This is a genomic window from Micromonospora thermarum, from assembly GCF_012034245.1.
Lineage (GTDB): Bacteria > Actinomycetota > Actinomycetes > Mycobacteriales > Micromonosporaceae > Micromonospora > Micromonospora thermarum.
On the sequence record NZ_JAATEO010000055.1, the window covers coordinates 1 to 15,679 of the forward strand.

The window sequence follows — 15,679 nt, forward strand, 5'->3', positions numbered from 1 at the left end:
GGGTTGGGGGGGTTAGGAGGCGTCGTCGGCGGCGCGGAGGGGGAAGAGGTGGGGGCGGGCCTCGTCCAGCAGGGTGCCGAGGACGGCGCCGATCTTGTCAGCGGGCATCGGCTTGAAGAAGTGGTAGCCCTGCGCGGCGGTGCAGCCCAACTCAGCCAGCGCGCTCCGCTGCTCGGCCGTCTCCACGCCCTCGGCGACCACCCGGAGCCCCAGCTCCTGGGCCAGCCCGACGGTGGTCCGCACGATCGCCGCCGCCTCCGGCGAATCCGCCATCCGGATGACGAAGGACCGGTCCACCTTCAACTCGTCGACCGCGATCCGGGTGAGGAAGGTCAGCGACGAGAAGCCGGTGCCGAAGTCGTCGACGGCGAGCTGCACGCCCATCGCGCGCAGGGTGGCGAGCACCTCGTCGATGACCTCCAGCTCGCTCATCACCACGGTCTCGGTGATCTCGAGGACGAGGCGGTGCGCCGGCACCTGGTGGCGGCGCAGCGCGTCCGCGATCTCCGCCGGCAGCCGGGGGTCGAGCAGGCTGCGGGCCGAGAGGTTCACCGAGATCGGCACGTCCAGGCCCTCGCGGGCCCACTGCGCCGCCACGCCGAGGGCCTTGTCCACCACGTACCGGGTGAACGTGCCGAGCTGCTCGCTGTTCTCCACCGGGCGGATGAAGTCGTGCGGGCTCAGCCAGCCACGGCGCGGGTGCCGCCACCGGATCAGCGCCTCCACACCGGTCGGCGCGCCGGTGGCCAGGTCGACCGCCGGTTGCAGCACCAGCACGAGCTGGTCGTCGGTCGCGAGCGCCTCCCGCAGCTCGGCCAGTAGGGCGAGCTGGTCGGTGCTGGCGGCGTCCCGCGTCGAGTCGTACGCGGCGACGTTGCCGCCGCCCTCCTTGGCCTGGTACATGGCGATGTCGGCGCGGCGCAGCAGCTCCGTCATGTCGGCGGTGCCCGCGTCGGCCACCACCACCCCGACGGCGACCTCCACCGACATCCGTACGCCGGCCACCTCGGTGGGCGCGGCGAGCCGCTCGGCGATCTCCCGGGCCTGGCGCAGCGCGTACGCCATCGGGGCAGCGCGGTCCCCGATCACCGGGACCGACGTCAGCAGCACGGCGAACTCGTCGCCGCCGAGGCGGCCGAGCAGGTCCCCGCTGCGGGCCAGCGCGCCCAGCCGGTTGGCGGTCAGCCGCAGCAACTGGTCGCCGGCGGCGTGCCCGAGGGTGTCGTTGACCTCCTTGAACTGGTTGATGTCCAGCAGGAGCAGCGCCACCGGATGGTCGTGCGCGAGCTGTCGCAACGCCTGGTCGCCCTTGCTGAGCATCGCCGCCCGGTTGACCAGGCCGGTCAGCGCGTCGTGCACCGCCTCGTACGACGACCGCGCGGTGACCAGGCGCAGCTCGCGGTGGGTCGCCGCGTCGTGCAGCGCCGCCGCGAGAGCGTCACCGTACGCGGCGACGGCGTCCCGCTCGCGGTCGCTCGGTGGGGCCGAGCGAGGGAACCGGACGCGAAGGTGACCCACCTGCGTGTCCCCGACGGTGAGCGTCCGGACCAGGCCGCAGTCGTCCGCCTCGTCAGGGCCGGGGACGCCGACCTCCCGCTCGACGATCTGCCCGCCCGCGTCACCTCGGTAGCGCCGCCAGCGCCCGTCACCGCGGGCGACGTCCACATCGACCAGTTCGGCCTCGAAGAGCGACAACGCGCCGGCCACCGCCGCACTCGCCACGCCCCGCTCGTCCAGCTGGTTGAGCGCCGCCGTCGCCTCCGCGAAGGCTCGCCAGGAACGCCGCTCCTGGTCGGCGCGCAGCCGGTGCCGGTAGGTCTGCTGGAGCAGCCAGAGCGGCGGAGGCAACAGCAGCAACCACCGCGCATCCAGCTCCACCAGGGCCACCACGACCAGACCCACCACGACGTTCCCGACGAACATCAGCAGCTTGCCGCGCAGCGCAGCGAGCAGCACCGCGCCGAGCGACGTGCCGTTCCGCAACGTGAGGCTGACGCCGCCCAGCCAGGCGCTGGCGAGAAGGTAGACGACCGCACCCGCGACCACCGCGAGCGCGAGGGCCGGCGTCGGTGTGGCCAGCAGCGGCTGGCCCAGGGCCGTGGTGACCGACACGGCAAGTGCCGTCGCCGCGGCCAGGGACGAGGCGATCCGGACGATCTCCAGCACCGGCCGGCGGTCGCCGAGCAGCGACATCGCCGTCCAGGCGAGCCCGACACCGAGGAGGGTGGCCGCCGGGAGCCACCCGGACGGGACCTGGTGCAGGCAGACGATGAGCGCCGCCTCGCCCCAGGTGATGCTGACCGTACCGGCGGCGGCCCGGAACCGGAGCCGGGCCAGTTGGGCGAGCGCGAAGAGGGCGACGGCGAAACCGAAGCGGGCGGGCCCGCCGAAGGGATCGTCGGCCGGCAGGGCGACCGGCAGGGTGAGCCCCACCGCGGCCGCGACCAGGGCGGTCAGCGCCACCGCCACCGTGAGCGCGAGCAGCCGCGAGGACGAGTCGCGGGCCTCGACCCGCGACTTCCCCGCAGGGGCGGAGGTCACCGACTCCCTCCGGCGCCGGGCCTGGCGGAGGTACGACGGGCAGCCGCTGGTGTGCTGGTCATCGGCGCCCCCTCCCGCACGGCCGAAGAGACTTTCGGTCCCCCCGGCGGAAGGCTAAGCCAATACCGGTGGCCGCAACAGGGGGTGTCGACCTGCTCGGACGTGAATCATGCGGGGACTAGCCGTTTTGGCGCTGCTGGGGCCCGTTGGGCGGGTTCGGCGATGAATCCTGCGCTCCCGTGCCGTCTGTCGGATCAACGACTGCCGCGTCCGCCTGGCCGGCGTCGGCCGGCCGGGCCTGCTGCGGGAACCGGTCGGGCAGCCGGCGCAGCCGCGCGTTCATGTTGCGGATCAGCAGGACGGTGGCGGTGGCCAGCACCAGGATCAGGAAGAGGCCCATCGGGCCCGCCAGGCCACCCGTGCGGGTGTCCCCGAAGTTGTTCTGGGCCAGCACCTGGGCAGCGGTCAGCATGCGTTCCTCCGATGAGCGGTTGGTAACCAGCGTAGCCCGCCGCCGGATCAGGGCGTCTGTCGAGTCGCGGTGGGACGTCGACACCGACCCGGGGCCCCTGTCGACGCCCCTGGCCGGCCTGCGGCTCGGCCGAGAACCTCGACCCAGGACCTAACGGACGTGCGCCGTCTCGCGCACCCCGGCGAAGAGGTCCGACTCGGGCAGCGGGCTGTCGACCAGCGACCGGACCAGCTGGAAGTCCTCGGTGGGCCAGGCCTGCCGCTGGAGCTCCATCGGCACGTGGAACCAGAAGCCGTCCGGGTCGATCTGGGTCGCGTGGGCCCGCAGCGCGTCGTCCCGCACCGGGAAGTAGTCCGCGCACTCGACCCGGGTGGTGATCCGGGGGCCCTTGTCCTCCCGATCCTCCCACCGCTTGATCCACTCCCCGTACGGCGACTCGAGGCCGGCGGCGAGCATGCCCTCGTGCAGGGCGAGGATCTTGCCCTTCGAGAAGCCGATGTCGTAGTAGAGCTTGAGCGGCTGCCACGGCGCGCCCAGCTCCGGGTAGCGCTCCGGGTCACCGGCGGCCTCGAACGCGGCCACGCTGATCTTGTGGGTCATGATGTGGTCCGGGTGGGGGTAGCCGCCCTCCTCGTCGTACGTGGTGACGACGTGCGGACGGAACTCGCGCATCAGGCGCACCAGCGGCCCCGCGGCCTCGGCCACGTCCTGCAGGGCGAAGCAGCCCTCGGGGAGCGGCGGCAGCGGGTCGCCCTCGGGCAGGCCGGAATCCACGAAGCCCAGCCAGGCCTGCTCGACACCAAGGATCGCGCGGGCGGCGTCCATCTCGGCGCGGCGGATCTCGGCGATGTTGGCCCAGACGTCCGGCCGGTCCATCTTCGGGTTGAGCACGCTGCCCCGCTCACCACCGGTGCAGGTCACGACCAGGACGTCCACGCCCTCGGCCACGTACTTCGCGGTGGTCGCCGCGCCCTTGCTCGACTCGTCGTCCGGGTGTGCGTGGACGGCCATGAGCCGCAGTCGCTCTGCCAACGTCGGCGCTCCTCGTCTGTGCCCCCGGCGGTCCGCCCCCGGGCCGCCCGGCTGACCTGCCGGAATGCTCCCCCCGTGCCGGAACCCTCCGGCGCCGACCTGCCATGCTGGACGACAGGACCGGGCTGGGAGAATGGAACTCTGCCATTCTTGCCGATGCCCCCGACAACGACGCCAGGAGATACCCGCCGGTGAGCGAGACGCACGCCACAATTCGGTCCGGCGCGCCGGTCTTCCCACCCGGCCGGTACGGGCGGCGCCGCGAGCCCGGCCGCCGCCGGCCGGTGTTGGCCGGGCTGCTGGCGCTCGCGCTCGCCGCCGTCCTCGGCCTGGTCACCGTCCGCCTCTACCAGCAGTACGGCGACCCCGAGTACGACGCCACGGTGATCACGTACACCGGGATCACCGACACCCAGGTCCTGGTCGACTTCCGGGTCACCGTGCCGCCGGGCGGGTCCGCGGTCTGCGTGCTGCGCGCCCGGGACCGGGCCGGCGCCGAGGTGGCCCGTGAGCAGGTCACCGTGACCGCGCGGCCGGGTGAACGGCACGTGACGACGCAGCACCGGCTGGCGACCAGCGGCCGCGCCTTCATCGGCGAGGTGCTGCGCTGCCGACCGCCGACCTGACCGGCGCTGATCCTCATCTCACCGGCGCCGGAGGGCGGTCGCCGGTGCTGGCGTGACCGCGCACCGGGCGGCGGTCAGTGATCGTCGACACCCCTTGTCGGTGGTCACTGGTAACTTGGAAGTTCACTGTCAGCCAGCACGCACGACTGAGGAGACCGCCTGTGTCCAACGGCAACGAGGCGCCCGCCACCTGGCTGTCGCAGGAGGCGCACGACCGCCTCCAAGCCGAGCTCGACGAGCTCATCGCCAACCGTCCGGTCATCGCCGCCGAGATCAACGCGCGGCGCGAGGAAGGCGACCTGCGGGAGAACGGCGGCTACCACGCCGCCCGCGAGGAGCAGAGCAAGGCCGAGGGGCGCATTCTCTACCTGAAGGAGCTGCTGCGCACCGCGCAGGTCGGCGAGGCACCCACCGCCGACACGGTGGCGCCCGGCATGGTCGTGACGATCTACTTCGACGACGACAAGGACGACACCGAGCGCTTCCTGCTCGGCTCCCGCGAGATCGCGTCGACCACCGAGCTGACCGTCTACAGCCCCGAGTCCGCCATCGGCAAGGCGATCCTGGGCTGCCGCCCCGGCCAGACGTGCACCTACACGGCCCCGAGCGGCGCCGACATCAAGGTGACCGTGGTCGCCTTCGAGCCGTTCTCCGGCTGAGCCAGACCATGCCGACGCGCCGGCGCCCGCCCAGGGCACCGGCGCGTCGCGCGTTTAGGGTCTGTGTCGAAGTCCTCGGTCGAGAGGACCTGGGGGCCGGCCCGAGGTCAGCCGTCACGCCTCGCCGGCGAAGACCACCTGGTAGCCGCTGGCCCGCAGCGCGCTGATCAGCATGTCCGAGTGCTCCACGCCCCGGGTCTCCACCGACAGCGCCACCTCGACCTCGCCGAGCCGCAGGTGCGGGTTTGCCCGCTGGTGCTCGACGTCGACGACGTTCGCCCGGTGCTCGGCGATCTCGCTGAGCAGCGACGCGAGTTGGCCGGGCCGGTCGCTGCACCGGACGGTGACCCGCAGGTAGCGGCCGGCCGCCGCCAGGCCGTGCTCGATGACCCGGAGCATCAGCAGCGGATCGATGTTGCCGCCGGAGAGCACCGCCACCACCGGGGCCTCCACCTCGACCGCGCCGGTCAGCAGCGCCGCCACCCCCACCGCGCCGGCCGGCTCGACCACCTGCTTGCCCCGTTCGAGCAGCATGAGCAGCGCGCGGGAGATGTCCTCCTCGGAGACCGTCACCACCTCGTCGACCAGCTTGCGGACGTGGAGGAAGGTCAGCTCGCCCGGGCGTCCCACGGCGATTCCGTCGGCGATGGTGCTGAACGACGGGAGCCGTACCGGCTCGCCGGCCAGCAGCGAGGGCGGGAACGCGGCGGCGCTGGCCGCCTGCACGCCCACCACCCGGACGTCCGGCCGCAGGGCCTTCGCCGCGACCGCCATCCCGGAGACCAGACCACCGCCGCCCACCCCGGTGACGATCGTCTTCACGTCCGGGCACTGTTCGAGGATCTCCAGCGCCACCGTGCCCTGCCCGGCGATCACGTCCCGGTGGTCGAACGGGTGGATCAGCGTCGCCCCGGTGCGCTCCGCGAACGTCTGCGCGGCCACCAGCGACTCGTCGACGGTGTTGCCGACGAGTTCGACCTGGGCCCCGTATCCCTTGGTGGCGGCCACCTTCGGCAGCGGCGCGTTCACCGGCATGAAGACCGTGGCGTGCGTACCGACCAGCCCGGCGGCGAGCGCGACCCCCTGGGCGTGGTTGCCGGCGCTCGCCGCGACCACGCCGTTGGCCCGCTCCGCCTCGGACAGTCGGCAGATCCGGACGTACGCTCCCCGGACCTTGTACGAGCCGGCGCGTTGCAGGTTCTCGCACTTGAGCCAGGTCGGCCCGCCGAGTGCCGCGCTGAGCGGCCGGGAGGGTTCGAGCGGGGTGGTACGGACGACACCGGCGAGCAGCTCCCGCGCGGCCCGTACGTCGTCCAGGCTGACCAGTTCCGTCATGCCCCGATCGTCCCACCCGCCCTCGGGCCCGGACCCACTCCCCCTCCCCGCGATCATGGACTTTCTGCCCTCGATACACGCCTTTTCACCCGCTCCGTCGGGGCACGAAGTGCAAGATCGCGGGGAGGGGGCCCGGGGGTTACGGCGTGGGGGTGGGGAGGGTGGCGCCGGGGAGGATCGGGCCGGCGGGCAGGGTTCGGGCGATCCGGGCCTCCTGGGCGGCGGAGATCCGGATGATCAGCCAAATCAGCGACACGCCGGCAGCCAGGCAGGCGGCGGTCGGAATGAGGTACGAACCCAGCGCGGAAATGTAGTGGTCGGCGTATGCGTCGAAGTCGGCCGACGTCACCGGAGCCGCCGGCAGGGCCGCCCACTCCTCCTCGATGATTCCGGCGACGAACCCGTCGGCGAGCCCGAACAGCAGCCAGGCGCCCCACCAGAGCTTGACCAGCCACGGCGTGGTCAGCCGCCAGAGGGTGTCCCGCGCGACGTTGGCCACCACGCGGTACGGCATGAAGAAGTTGGCGAACGGCACCAGCCAGCCGGCGATCGCCCAACCGGCGGCGAAGGCCGGCCCGGCACCGGGGAAGGCCTCCAGGTTCTTCCGCACCCGCCAGGTCCAGATGATCACGAGCACGCCCGCGACGACCAGGGCCACCAGGTACGGTGCGCCGGCGAGATCGAGCATCTGTGCGGTGTGCAGAAGGTCGCTGTCCAGCTGGCGGCCCGCCTCGGCGGAGATCGCGGCCTGCACCGGCAGGACCAACGTGGACAGCAGGTAGGCGAGGGTGGCCGCACCGACGGCCACCGCGGCGGCCCGCCCGACGCCTCGCACCGGGCGAACCGGAACGCCCGGATGCAGCACCGGTGCGCCGACAGGGGTTCGACAGGTCGGGCACTCGGTGGTGCTCGCAGCGTTGTCGGTGGCGCAGGTGGGGCAGAGCATTGCCGGCCGTCCTCGGTCGCAGGGTACCGGCAGGCTAGACGATCATGCGGCGGCCGGCGACCCCGTTCCGACGCGGGGGTATCCGGGGGCGTGCCGGGTCCAGGGTGCCTGCATCTCGAACTGGCCGGCCACGCCGAGCAGCAGGAGTTCCGAGCCGGGCGGGCCGACGAGCTGGACCGCGACCGGCAGGCCGTCCGGGCGGCGGCCGACCGGCACCACCAGGGCGGGCAGGCCGGCGATGTTCCACGGGGCGGCGTACGGGGCGTACCGGATGTTGGCCAGCATGTTCGCCCGCCAGGAGCGGGCCGACCAGCTCGTCGCCTCCGGCGGCACGGTGGCCAGCGCCGGGGTGAGCAGCAGGTCGACCGAGTGGTCCGCGAAGAACCCGATCGAGCGCTCGCGCCAGGCGGCCCGGTCGGCGTCCCGCACGTACCCCCGGCGCTCCGCCCACTCCCCGAAGGCGACGTGGCGGCGGCTGCGCCGCTGCAGGATCCGCCGGTCCAGGCCGGCGGCCCGCACGTCGGCGGCGGCCGCGGCGAACCAGGTCGCGATCCCCTGGAGGCCCAGCGCGGTCGGGTAGACGGGGTCCGCCGGCACGGTGTCGTGCCCGGCGGCGGCGAGGAGCCGGCCGGCGGCGGCGACCGCGTCCCGGTTCGGCGCGTCCGGCGATACGCCGCGCACCGGGGAGCGCAGCGACACCCCGACCCGCAGCCGCTGCGGCGGCACCAGCTTCTCCTGCGGGCGGCCGGCGAGCACCTGGAAGCCGACCGCGGCGTCGGCCACCGTGGTGGTCAGCACGCCGTGCTCGGTGAGGCCGAACCAGTCGTCCGCGCCGAGCTGGCAGGGCACCACCCCACGCCCGGGCTTGAGGCCGACCAGGCCGCAGCAGGCCGCCGGGATCCGGATCGAGCCGAGGCCGTCGTTGGCGTGGGCGATCGGCACCAGCCCGGCGGCCACCGCGGCGGCGGAGCCGCCGGAGGAGCCGCCGGGCGTACGCCCGAGGTCCCACGGGTTGCGGGTCACGCCGGTCTCGTCGTCGGTGACGCCCCACAGGCCCAGCTCCGGCATCCGGGTCACCCCGAGGATCACCGCGCCGGCGCCGCGCAGCCGCCGGACCACCTCGTGGTCGGCCTCCGCCACCGGGGTACGCACGGCGGCCGACCCGTTCCAGGTGGGCAGCCCGGCGACGGCGGTGTTCTCCTTGACCGCCACCGGCACGCCGGCCAGGGGGAGGTTGGCCAGGTCCTCCTGCTCGTCGACCTTCTCCGCCTCGGTGACCGCCTCGCCGCCGCGGACCGCGCGGAACGCGGCCAGCTCGGCGTCGGCGCGGGCGACGTGGTCGAGGTGGTCGGCCACCACCTGGGTGGCGGAGACGTCACCCCGGCGTACGCCCCGGGCGATCTGTTTGGCGGTCGCCCCCACCCAGGTCGGCATGATGTCCTGCACGGCCACCCTCCCCAGCCCGCGGTCAGCCCAGCGCCTGCTCCAGATCGGCGAGCAGGTCGTCGACCGTCTCGATGCCGACAGACAGTCGCACGAGATCGCCGGGAACTTCAAGCGGCGAGCCGGCCGCACTTGCGTGTGTCATCCGGCCCGGGTGCTCGATGAGGGACTCCACCCCGCCGAGCGACTCGGCGAGCACGAAGAGCTTCGCCCGGTTGCAGATCTCGACGGCGTGCTCCTCGCCGCCGGCCGCCCGGAAGGAGATCATCCCGCCGAAGCGGCGCATCTGCTTCGCGGCCACCTCGTGACCCGGGTGCGACGGCAGGCCCGGGTAGATCACCTGACCCACCTTGGCGTGCCCGTCGAGGTACGCGGCGATCCGCTCGGCGTTGTCGCAGTGCCGGTCCATGCGTACGCCGAGGGTCTTGATGCCGCGCAGCGTGAGCCACGCGTCGAACGGCCCGTTGATCGCGCCCATCGCGTTCTGGTGGTAGCGCAGGTCCTCGCCGAGCCCCGCGTCGGCGGCGATCAGCGCACCACCGACCACGTCGGAGTGCCCGCCGATGTACTTCGTCGTCGAGTGGACGACGACGTCCGCGCCGAGCGCGAGCGGCTGCTGGAGGTACGGGGAGGCGAACGTGTTGTCCACGACAAGCAGCGCGTCGGCGTCGTGCGCCACGGCCGCGAGGGCGGCGATGTCGGCGATGCCGAGCAGCGGGTTGGTCGGCGTCTCCACCCAGACGATCTTCGTCCGGCCGGGCTCGATCGCGGCCCGGACCGCGTCCGGGTCGGAGACCTTGGCGGGGGTGTAGCGCAGCCCCCACCGCTCGACCACCTTGGCGAAGAGCCGGTAGGTGCCGCCGTACGCGTCGTCGGGGATGACCACGTGGTCGCCCGGCTTGCAGACGGTACGCAGCAGGGTGTCCTCGGCGGCGAGGCCGCTGGCGAAGGCGAGCCCGACGGCGCCGCCCTCCAGCGCGGCCAGGCACTCCTGGAGCGCGTCCCGGGTCGGGTTGCCGGAGCGGCTGTACTCGTAGCCCAGCCGGGGCGCGCCGACGGCGTCCTGCGCGTACGTGCTGGTCTGGTAGATCGGTGGGATCACCGCGCCGGTGCGGGCCTCAGGGTCCTGGCCGGCGTGGATGGCGAGCGTCTCGAAGCCGTGACTCATTCCCGGAACGTTAGTCGTCCAGTCCTTCCCAGCCTATGGAACCCCGCCGGCACGCCGCGCCGGACCGCCCGAACCGCTGGCGACCCACCAGTCGAGATACGGGGGCACCCGCACCGAGAGCAGACCCGGCCCCTCCCCGCCCTCCCCCGCCCTCCCCCGCTCGCCCCCGCGATCTTGCATTTTCTGCCCGGTCAAACCGTGGCATCCGGGGCATTACGAGGGCCACAAGTGCAAGATCGACGAGGGCTGGGCTGGTGCGGCCGTGCCGCGCTGGGGCGGCGTCCCGGGGCGGGGCGGGCGGTGGGCGGTTACCCTGCCAGGCGATGAGTGGGTGCGTGTTCTGCGGGATCGTGGCGGGCGAGGTGCCGGCGTTCCGGGTCGTCGACGAGGCGGACGGGGTGGCGTTCCTGGACACCCGGCCGGTGTTCAAGGGGCACGTGCTGGTGGTGCCGCGTACGCACCTCGTCACTCTGGCCGACCTGCCGCCCGAGGCGTTGGCCGGCTACTTCGGGCTGGTGCGACGGCTCGCGATCGCGGTCGAGGCCGGCCTGGGCGCCGGCGGCACGTTCGTGGCGATGAACAACAAGGTCTCCCAGTCCGTGCCGCACCTGCACACCCACGTGGTGCCCCGGACCAAGGGCGATGGCCTGCGCGGGTTCTTCTGGCCCCGCACCCGCTACGCCGACGACGCCGACGCAACGGCGTACGCCGACCGGATCGGTGCGGCGCTGAAAGCGGCCTAGTCCGAAATCTTGGAAGCCCTCGGGGGGCGTTTCCTTCCCAAGATCGTTAGGCGCACCGCGCGTAGCGCGAGATCCAGAGGCCCGGGATGACCTCTTCGTCGCCGATCGCTGTGAACCCGAGCGACTCGTAGAGGCGGCGGGCCGGCTGGTTGGCCCGACCGGTGGCGACGAGGACGCGCCGGGCGCCTGCGTGAGTCAGCACCGCCGTCACCAGGGCACGCCCGACGCCGCGCCGGTGGGCGGCCGGGTCGACCACCAGGCGGTCGATGTCCACGGTCGTGTCGTCCTCGGTCCAGGCGATCGCGCCGGCCAGTCGAGGCTCGGCACCGGGAATCACGCCGGGGCCGGGCAGGTCAGCGGCGAGCCAGCGCAGGGGCGCCGCGCGCAGGTCGGCCACCGTCTCGTGCAGCGGGGGGATGCGGTCGTCGCCGATCAGGGCGGCCTCGACCGCGTACGCGGCGTGCTGCACCGCGAGCACCGACCGGGCCAACGCCTCGTCGGCGTCGGGCCGGATCTCGGTGATCGTCGGCTGCTCCGGGCCGGTGGAGAGGGGCGGAACGGTCACCGGGTGGGCGGCGTGGCGACGAGGGCACGCCAGGAGGCGGGCGGGAAGGTCAGCACCGGGCCCTGCCGGTCCTTGCTGTCCCGTACGGCGACGACCCCGGGCAGGTTGCCGGCGACCTCGACACAGTTGCCGCCGCTGCCGCTGCTGCGGGTGCTCGTCCGCCACACCGCGCCGGTCAGGTCCATGATCGTGCCGCCTCCTCGATCAGCTCGGTGCCCTGTCAGCCGGGCAGCGCCTCGGCACGCACCGACTCCCCGGTCCGCAGCAGCGATCGTACGGCCGTTCTGGTGGCATTTGTCCGGTGAAGCTGGCGGGCCGTCCGGAGTGTGACGTAACCGCGCCTGACAGCGGGTGGGACGGGTAAGGAATAGGGGTCTGCCGGCGTTGCAGGCTGCGAAGGGTACGAGAGGAGTCCCCACCGTGTTCCTGCGCCGCATGAAGGCCGAGATGATCACCCCGGAGCAGGCCCTGCCCGGCCGCCTGATCGCGATGCCCGTCGCCGACCGGCACGAGGTGCTCGGCACCCCGCTGAAGGGCCCGTTCCCCGAGGGGTCGCGGGTCGCCGTGTTCGGGATGGGCTGTTTCTGGGGCGCCGAGCGGCTGTTCTGGACGCTGCCCGGCGTGTTCACCACCTCCGCCGGTTACGCGGGCGGCTACACGCCGAACCCGACGTACGAGGAGGTCTGCTCGGGCCGGACCGGGCACGCCGAGGTCGTGCAGGTCGTGTACGACCCGGAGACCATCACCTACGAGGACCTGCTCAAGGTCTTCTGGGAGAACCACGACCCGACCCAGGGCATGCGCCAGGGCAACGACGTGGGCACCCAGTACCGGTCGGCGATCTACGCGACCACCGACGAGCAGCTCGCCAGCGCCGAGGCGTCCCGGGACGCGTTCGCGCCGATCGTGGCCCGCGCGGGCAAGGGTGAGATCACCACGGAGATCGGCCGGCTCGGCGAGTACTACCTGGCCGAGGACTACCACCAGCAGTACCTCGCCCCGACCAAGAACCCCAACGGCTACTGCAACCACGGCCCGAACGGGCTGAGCTGCCCGGTCGGCATCGCCCGCACCGCCGGCTGACGGACCGGAAGGAGGAGGGCCGGGACCGGAAAGGTCCCGGCCCTCCTCGGCCGGCAAGAAGGCCGAGGCGGTGGCCGCGTCCATCGGCGTGGCTGCCAAGGCTCCGTAGCGACCCGCTGATGCACTTTCCGGGCGGGCTGGGGAGGCTAAGCCCAGCCGGGTTCATTGTGGCTAGCCGAAATGTTGGCTGGCTATGAGTTGTGCCTGCGACTCGCCCAGCCAGCGCCACACCCGCAGCGTCCGTCCGTACCACTCGATCAGTCCGGTCCGAAGCTCCTGCCGCGCGTCGTCGGGATCGGGATCCGAACGGTCGCTGAACCGCCAGTCCCGCTCGGCCGGGTGAGACCCGGCCGAGCGAGGACGACACTCCTGTCGACGGCAGTCTCCCGGCTACCGTCACTCCAGGGCGTGTCGTCGAGCCTGACGGACAGGTAGCCCTCGGTGCCGTCGTCCGCCCGCACCTCAGCCACCCGCCGGTCGAACTCCCAAATCGGATCTACCACCACGGCGCCCACCTCTTCGGCGCGCGATGGTACAGCGTGGTAGTTGCTTGTCATCCGGCCCCGGATGCCAGCTCGCCCCTCGAAGTTGGACTTCGTCCCCGTCGTAGTGGTGCACCGACTGCACCACGCTGTCTCGTCCGCCTCCGTGCGAAATTGTTCGTTAGGGCTAACCAGCCACATCCGAACAAACACCGGAAATGTTCGGTACATTAATTTCGGTCGTAGCGAACAAAATCTTGGAGGGTCAACGATGCCGGGACCAGGACGTCCGAGCCGGGCCCGGATCCATCAGCGGATGGAGGAGGCCGTCCACGAGCTGCGCGACCAGCTGGGAGGGCTGCCGACTCCCCGGGAGGCTCACGACATCTGGTCGGACATCTGGCACCAGGAGGCGCACCACAGCACCGCGATCGAGGGCAACACGCTCGTCCTGCACGAGGTCGAGAAGCTCCTCGACGAGGGCAGGGCGGTCGGCGCCAAGCCTCTCCGCGACTACATGGAGGTCCAGGGCTACGCGGAGGCTGCGCGATGGGTTTACGGCCAAGCACTGGAGCCCGGGGACTGGCACGACGGCTCACTGGTGTCTCTGCAGGAGGTGCGGCATATCCATCACCTCGCGATGACTCCGGTCTGGACGGTGGCCCCCCACCCCAATGCCATCGGCGCCGAGGCACCCGGGAACTTCCGCCGGCACGAGATCGCCCGGTTCCCCGGAGGCATGAAGCCGCCCCCCTGGACCGAAGTCGACTCGCTGATGCGGAGCTGGGTCGAGACCGCCGACGAGCTGCGCAGGACCAGCGACGAACCTCTCGCCGAACGCGTGGCTGTGGTTCACCACCGCTTCGAGGTCATCCATCCCTTTCTGGATGGAAATGGACGTGCAGGTCGGCTGGTGCTCAGTCTCCTGCTCGGTAGGCTCGGCTACCCACCGGCGATCATCTACAAGCGCGACCGAGCCGCCTACCTTCGGGCATTGCAGAAAGCAGACAGTGGTGACCCTGGCCCGCTCGGCGAGTTGCTCGCCCGCAGCGTCACGACGAACATCTACCGATTCGTGATGCCGGCCGTAGCCGAGTCGACGCAACTGGTCCCGTTGCCGGCTCTCGCGACGCCGGACCTGTCGGAGGCCGCGCTGCGGGTCGCCGCGAACCGGGGCCGGTTACGCGCCGTAAAGGGAGACGACGGCGTCTGGCGCAGCAGCCGGAGCTGGGTCGAGGACTATGAGCGGACGCGATGGCGGCGCGACCGCGCCTGAGTGACGGACGCGGCGGCCAGCGCGGTCCCGCCGCAGGATGTCGTCCTCGAAGGCCCATCCGATCGCCTGGCTCATGACCGCGACGATGAGGCCCACCGCCACGTTCTCCCACGGCGGAGGGAGGAACCGCTCGGCGACGAAGGACAGCCCGAACAAGATCGCCAGCCAACACCAGCCGCGCACCGTCCCCACCAGCAACCGGGACAGGATCCCTAACCGTCGCAGCCAGGTCCACATTCTCCTGAGCACCTCCCGTCCCGTACCCGTCTCGAGCGTTCGCGCCGATCGTGGCCCGCGCCGGCAAGGGCGAAATCACCACCGAGATCGGCCCACTCGAAGGGGAAAGACTGCCACCGACGCCGCGACGTAGCGTGACATCACCAACCACCATCCCATGGACGATGCCTACCGATTCCTGGCCTGCGATGGTAGTGCGGTCGCCACTTCCCTCTCACCTTGTGGAAGTGGATCTCGAACTTGCGGACTCCCTTGTACCTCAGGTCACAGCCGAATCCGTAGAGGCGGACGCCCATCAGGATGATGCCGGACGGGGTGTCGGCCGCGCGTTGCTTGGCACCGAGCCAGCCGTAGCGCTGTGTGCCGACGTCGTCGGGGTTGCGCGGGGTGCCGTACTCGTTGGCCTCGCTGGTACGGGACAGGCCCTCGTCCGTCCCATGGACCGTCGCGACCAGGTCCCCGTGCAGGTTGGTGATCTGCCAGTCGACCTGGGCACTGTCGCTGTCGAAGATGCCGGCCATCGCCGACAATCCCGACATCGGCCGGGTGAACCGGTCGGCGGTTTCCTGCGTCCAGGACGGGCTGTCCTCGTCCCCGTCGTAGTGGTGCACCGACTGCACGACGCTGCCACTGGCATTGTCGGTCCACGACCGAACCCGCTCCCCCGTGACGTCCAGTGTGTAGTCCGTCGTCCGGCCGCCCTGGGTGATCGTGTCCACCAGGTCCGTCGAGTGGTACGTGACCGTCACGTTCCCACCGGCGGCGTTGGCTGTGTCGACCGCCGGCACCGTCGTCGTCCGACCCAACGCGTCGTACCCGTAACCGGCCGTGTTCACCCGGTCGGCCGTGTCGTACGTCCATGTCCGCGACGACGCCGGCGTCGTGGTTTGGCAGGCTCCGTCCGTGCCCGGGGCGTATTCGGTGGTCGAGGTGCGGTTCGATGAGGTGCTGAATCCGTAGGTGCGGGTGGTGCACTGGCCGCCGATGGTGTCGCGGATCGAGGTGAGTCGGCCCGCCTGGTCGTAGCTGTAGCTCTGCTCCGACAGGCTCGACGACCGTTCCCGCCACTGG

General features: G+C 72.0%; 15 protein-coding genes and 1 pseudogene. 5 read left to right on the forward strand and 11 right to left on the reverse strand.

Annotated features, from left to right (window positions below):
- Positions 1–12: 12 nt before the first annotated feature.
- From HCJ94_RS28195 to mca, 3 genes are all read right to left on the reverse strand, one after another.
- Positions 13–2,541, reverse strand: coding sequence for a putative bifunctional diguanylate cyclase/phosphodiesterase (locus HCJ94_RS28195; RefSeq protein WP_168004053.1), 2,529 nt, complete (start codon positions 2,539–2,541; stop codon positions 13–15).
- Positions 2,542–2,719: 178 nt separating this feature from the next.
- Complete coding sequence (locus HCJ94_RS28200) at positions 2,720–3,013, reverse strand: hypothetical protein (protein WP_168004054.1); 294 nt, start codon at positions 3,011–3,013, stop codon at positions 2,720–2,722.
- Between the two features lie 150 nt (positions 3,014–3,163).
- A complete protein-coding gene (gene mca / locus HCJ94_RS28205; RefSeq protein ID WP_168004055.1) occupies positions 3,164–4,045 on the reverse strand; it encodes a mycothiol conjugate amidase Mca in 882 nt (293 codons plus the stop codon).
- A gap of 191 nt (positions 4,046–4,236) precedes the next feature.
- On the opposite strand from mca, the gene HCJ94_RS28210 reads away from it, so the two are divergent.
- Positions 4,237–4,671 carry a DUF4307 domain-containing protein gene (locus HCJ94_RS28210; protein ID WP_168004056.1) on the forward strand — a complete coding sequence of 145 codons (435 nt, stop codon included), beginning with the start codon at positions 4,237–4,239 and terminating at the stop codon, positions 4,669–4,671.
- A 161-nt stretch (positions 4,672–4,832) separates the two neighbouring features.
- Complete coding sequence (greA, locus tag HCJ94_RS28215; protein ID WP_168004057.1) at positions 4,833–5,330, forward strand: transcription elongation factor GreA; 498 nt, start codon at positions 4,833–4,835, stop codon at positions 5,328–5,330.
- 114 nt (positions 5,331–5,444) lie between these two features.
- Here the strand turns inward: greA and ilvA are convergent, their stop codons facing one another.
- The 4 genes from ilvA to HCJ94_RS28235 all read right to left on the reverse strand — a co-directional run bounded on the left by ilvA (position 5,445) and on the right by HCJ94_RS28235 (position 10,222).
- Positions 5,445–6,665, reverse strand: a complete 1,221-nt coding sequence (gene ilvA, locus HCJ94_RS28220; RefSeq protein WP_168004058.1) for a threonine ammonia-lyase — start codon at positions 6,663–6,665, stop codon at positions 5,445–5,447.
- Positions 6,666–6,804: 139 nt separating this feature from the next.
- Positions 6,805–7,500 carry a DUF4328 domain-containing protein gene (locus tag HCJ94_RS28225; protein WP_168004059.1) on the reverse strand — a complete coding sequence of 232 codons (696 nt, stop codon included), beginning with the start codon at positions 7,498–7,500 and terminating at the stop codon, positions 6,805–6,807.
- A 153-nt stretch (positions 7,501–7,653) separates the two neighbouring features.
- A complete protein-coding gene (locus HCJ94_RS28230) occupies positions 7,654–9,063 on the reverse strand; it encodes an amidase (protein ID WP_168004060.1) in 1,410 nt (469 codons plus the stop codon).
- 16 nt (positions 9,064–9,079) lie between these two features.
- Positions 9,080–10,222, reverse strand: a complete 1,143-nt coding sequence (locus HCJ94_RS28235) for a cystathionine gamma-synthase (RefSeq protein ID WP_168004061.1) — start codon at positions 10,220–10,222, stop codon at positions 9,080–9,082.
- Positions 10,223–10,545: 323 nt separating this feature from the next.
- Here HCJ94_RS28235 and HCJ94_RS28240 point away from each other — a divergent pair, with 323 nt between their 5' ends.
- A complete protein-coding gene (locus HCJ94_RS28240) occupies positions 10,546–10,965 on the forward strand; it encodes an HIT family protein (RefSeq protein WP_168004062.1) in 420 nt (139 codons plus the stop codon).
- 46 nt (positions 10,966–11,011) lie between these two features.
- Here the strand turns inward: HCJ94_RS28240 and HCJ94_RS28245 are convergent, their stop codons facing one another.
- Positions 11,012–11,530 (reverse strand): GNAT family N-acetyltransferase, encoded by a 519-nt coding sequence (locus HCJ94_RS28245; RefSeq protein WP_205802051.1) that lies wholly within the window; start codon positions 11,528–11,530, stop codon positions 11,012–11,014.
- Positions 11,527–11,715: a DUF397 domain-containing protein gene (locus HCJ94_RS28250; RefSeq protein ID WP_168004063.1), complete on the reverse strand. Its 189-nt coding sequence runs from the start codon at positions 11,713–11,715 to the stop codon at positions 11,527–11,529. The genes HCJ94_RS28245 and HCJ94_RS28250 overlap by 4 nt, the downstream gene beginning before the upstream one ends.
- 235 nt (positions 11,716–11,950) lie before the next feature.
- On the opposite strand from HCJ94_RS28250, the gene msrA reads away from it, so the two are divergent.
- Positions 11,951–12,613: a peptide-methionine (S)-S-oxide reductase MsrA gene (msrA, locus tag HCJ94_RS28255; RefSeq protein ID WP_168004064.1), complete on the forward strand. Its 663-nt coding sequence runs from the start codon at positions 11,951–11,953 to the stop codon at positions 12,611–12,613.
- Between the two features lie 257 nt (positions 12,614–12,870).
- Here msrA and HCJ94_RS28260 read toward each other — a convergent pair whose 3' ends face one another.
- Complete coding sequence (locus tag HCJ94_RS28260; RefSeq protein ID WP_168004065.1) at positions 12,871–13,170, reverse strand: hypothetical protein; 300 nt, start codon at positions 13,168–13,170, stop codon at positions 12,871–12,873.
- A gap of 241 nt (positions 13,171–13,411) precedes the next feature.
- On the opposite strand from HCJ94_RS28260, the gene HCJ94_RS28265 reads away from it, so the two are divergent.
- Positions 13,412–14,371, forward strand: coding sequence for a Fic family protein (locus tag HCJ94_RS28265; protein ID WP_240944582.1), 960 nt, complete (start codon positions 13,412–13,414; stop codon positions 14,369–14,371).
- 377 nt (positions 14,372–14,748) lie between these two features.
- On the opposite strand, the pseudogene HCJ94_RS28270 reads toward HCJ94_RS28265, so the two are convergent.
- Positions 14,749–15,679, reverse strand: a pseudogene (locus tag HCJ94_RS28270) (hypothetical protein); the annotation flags it as partial.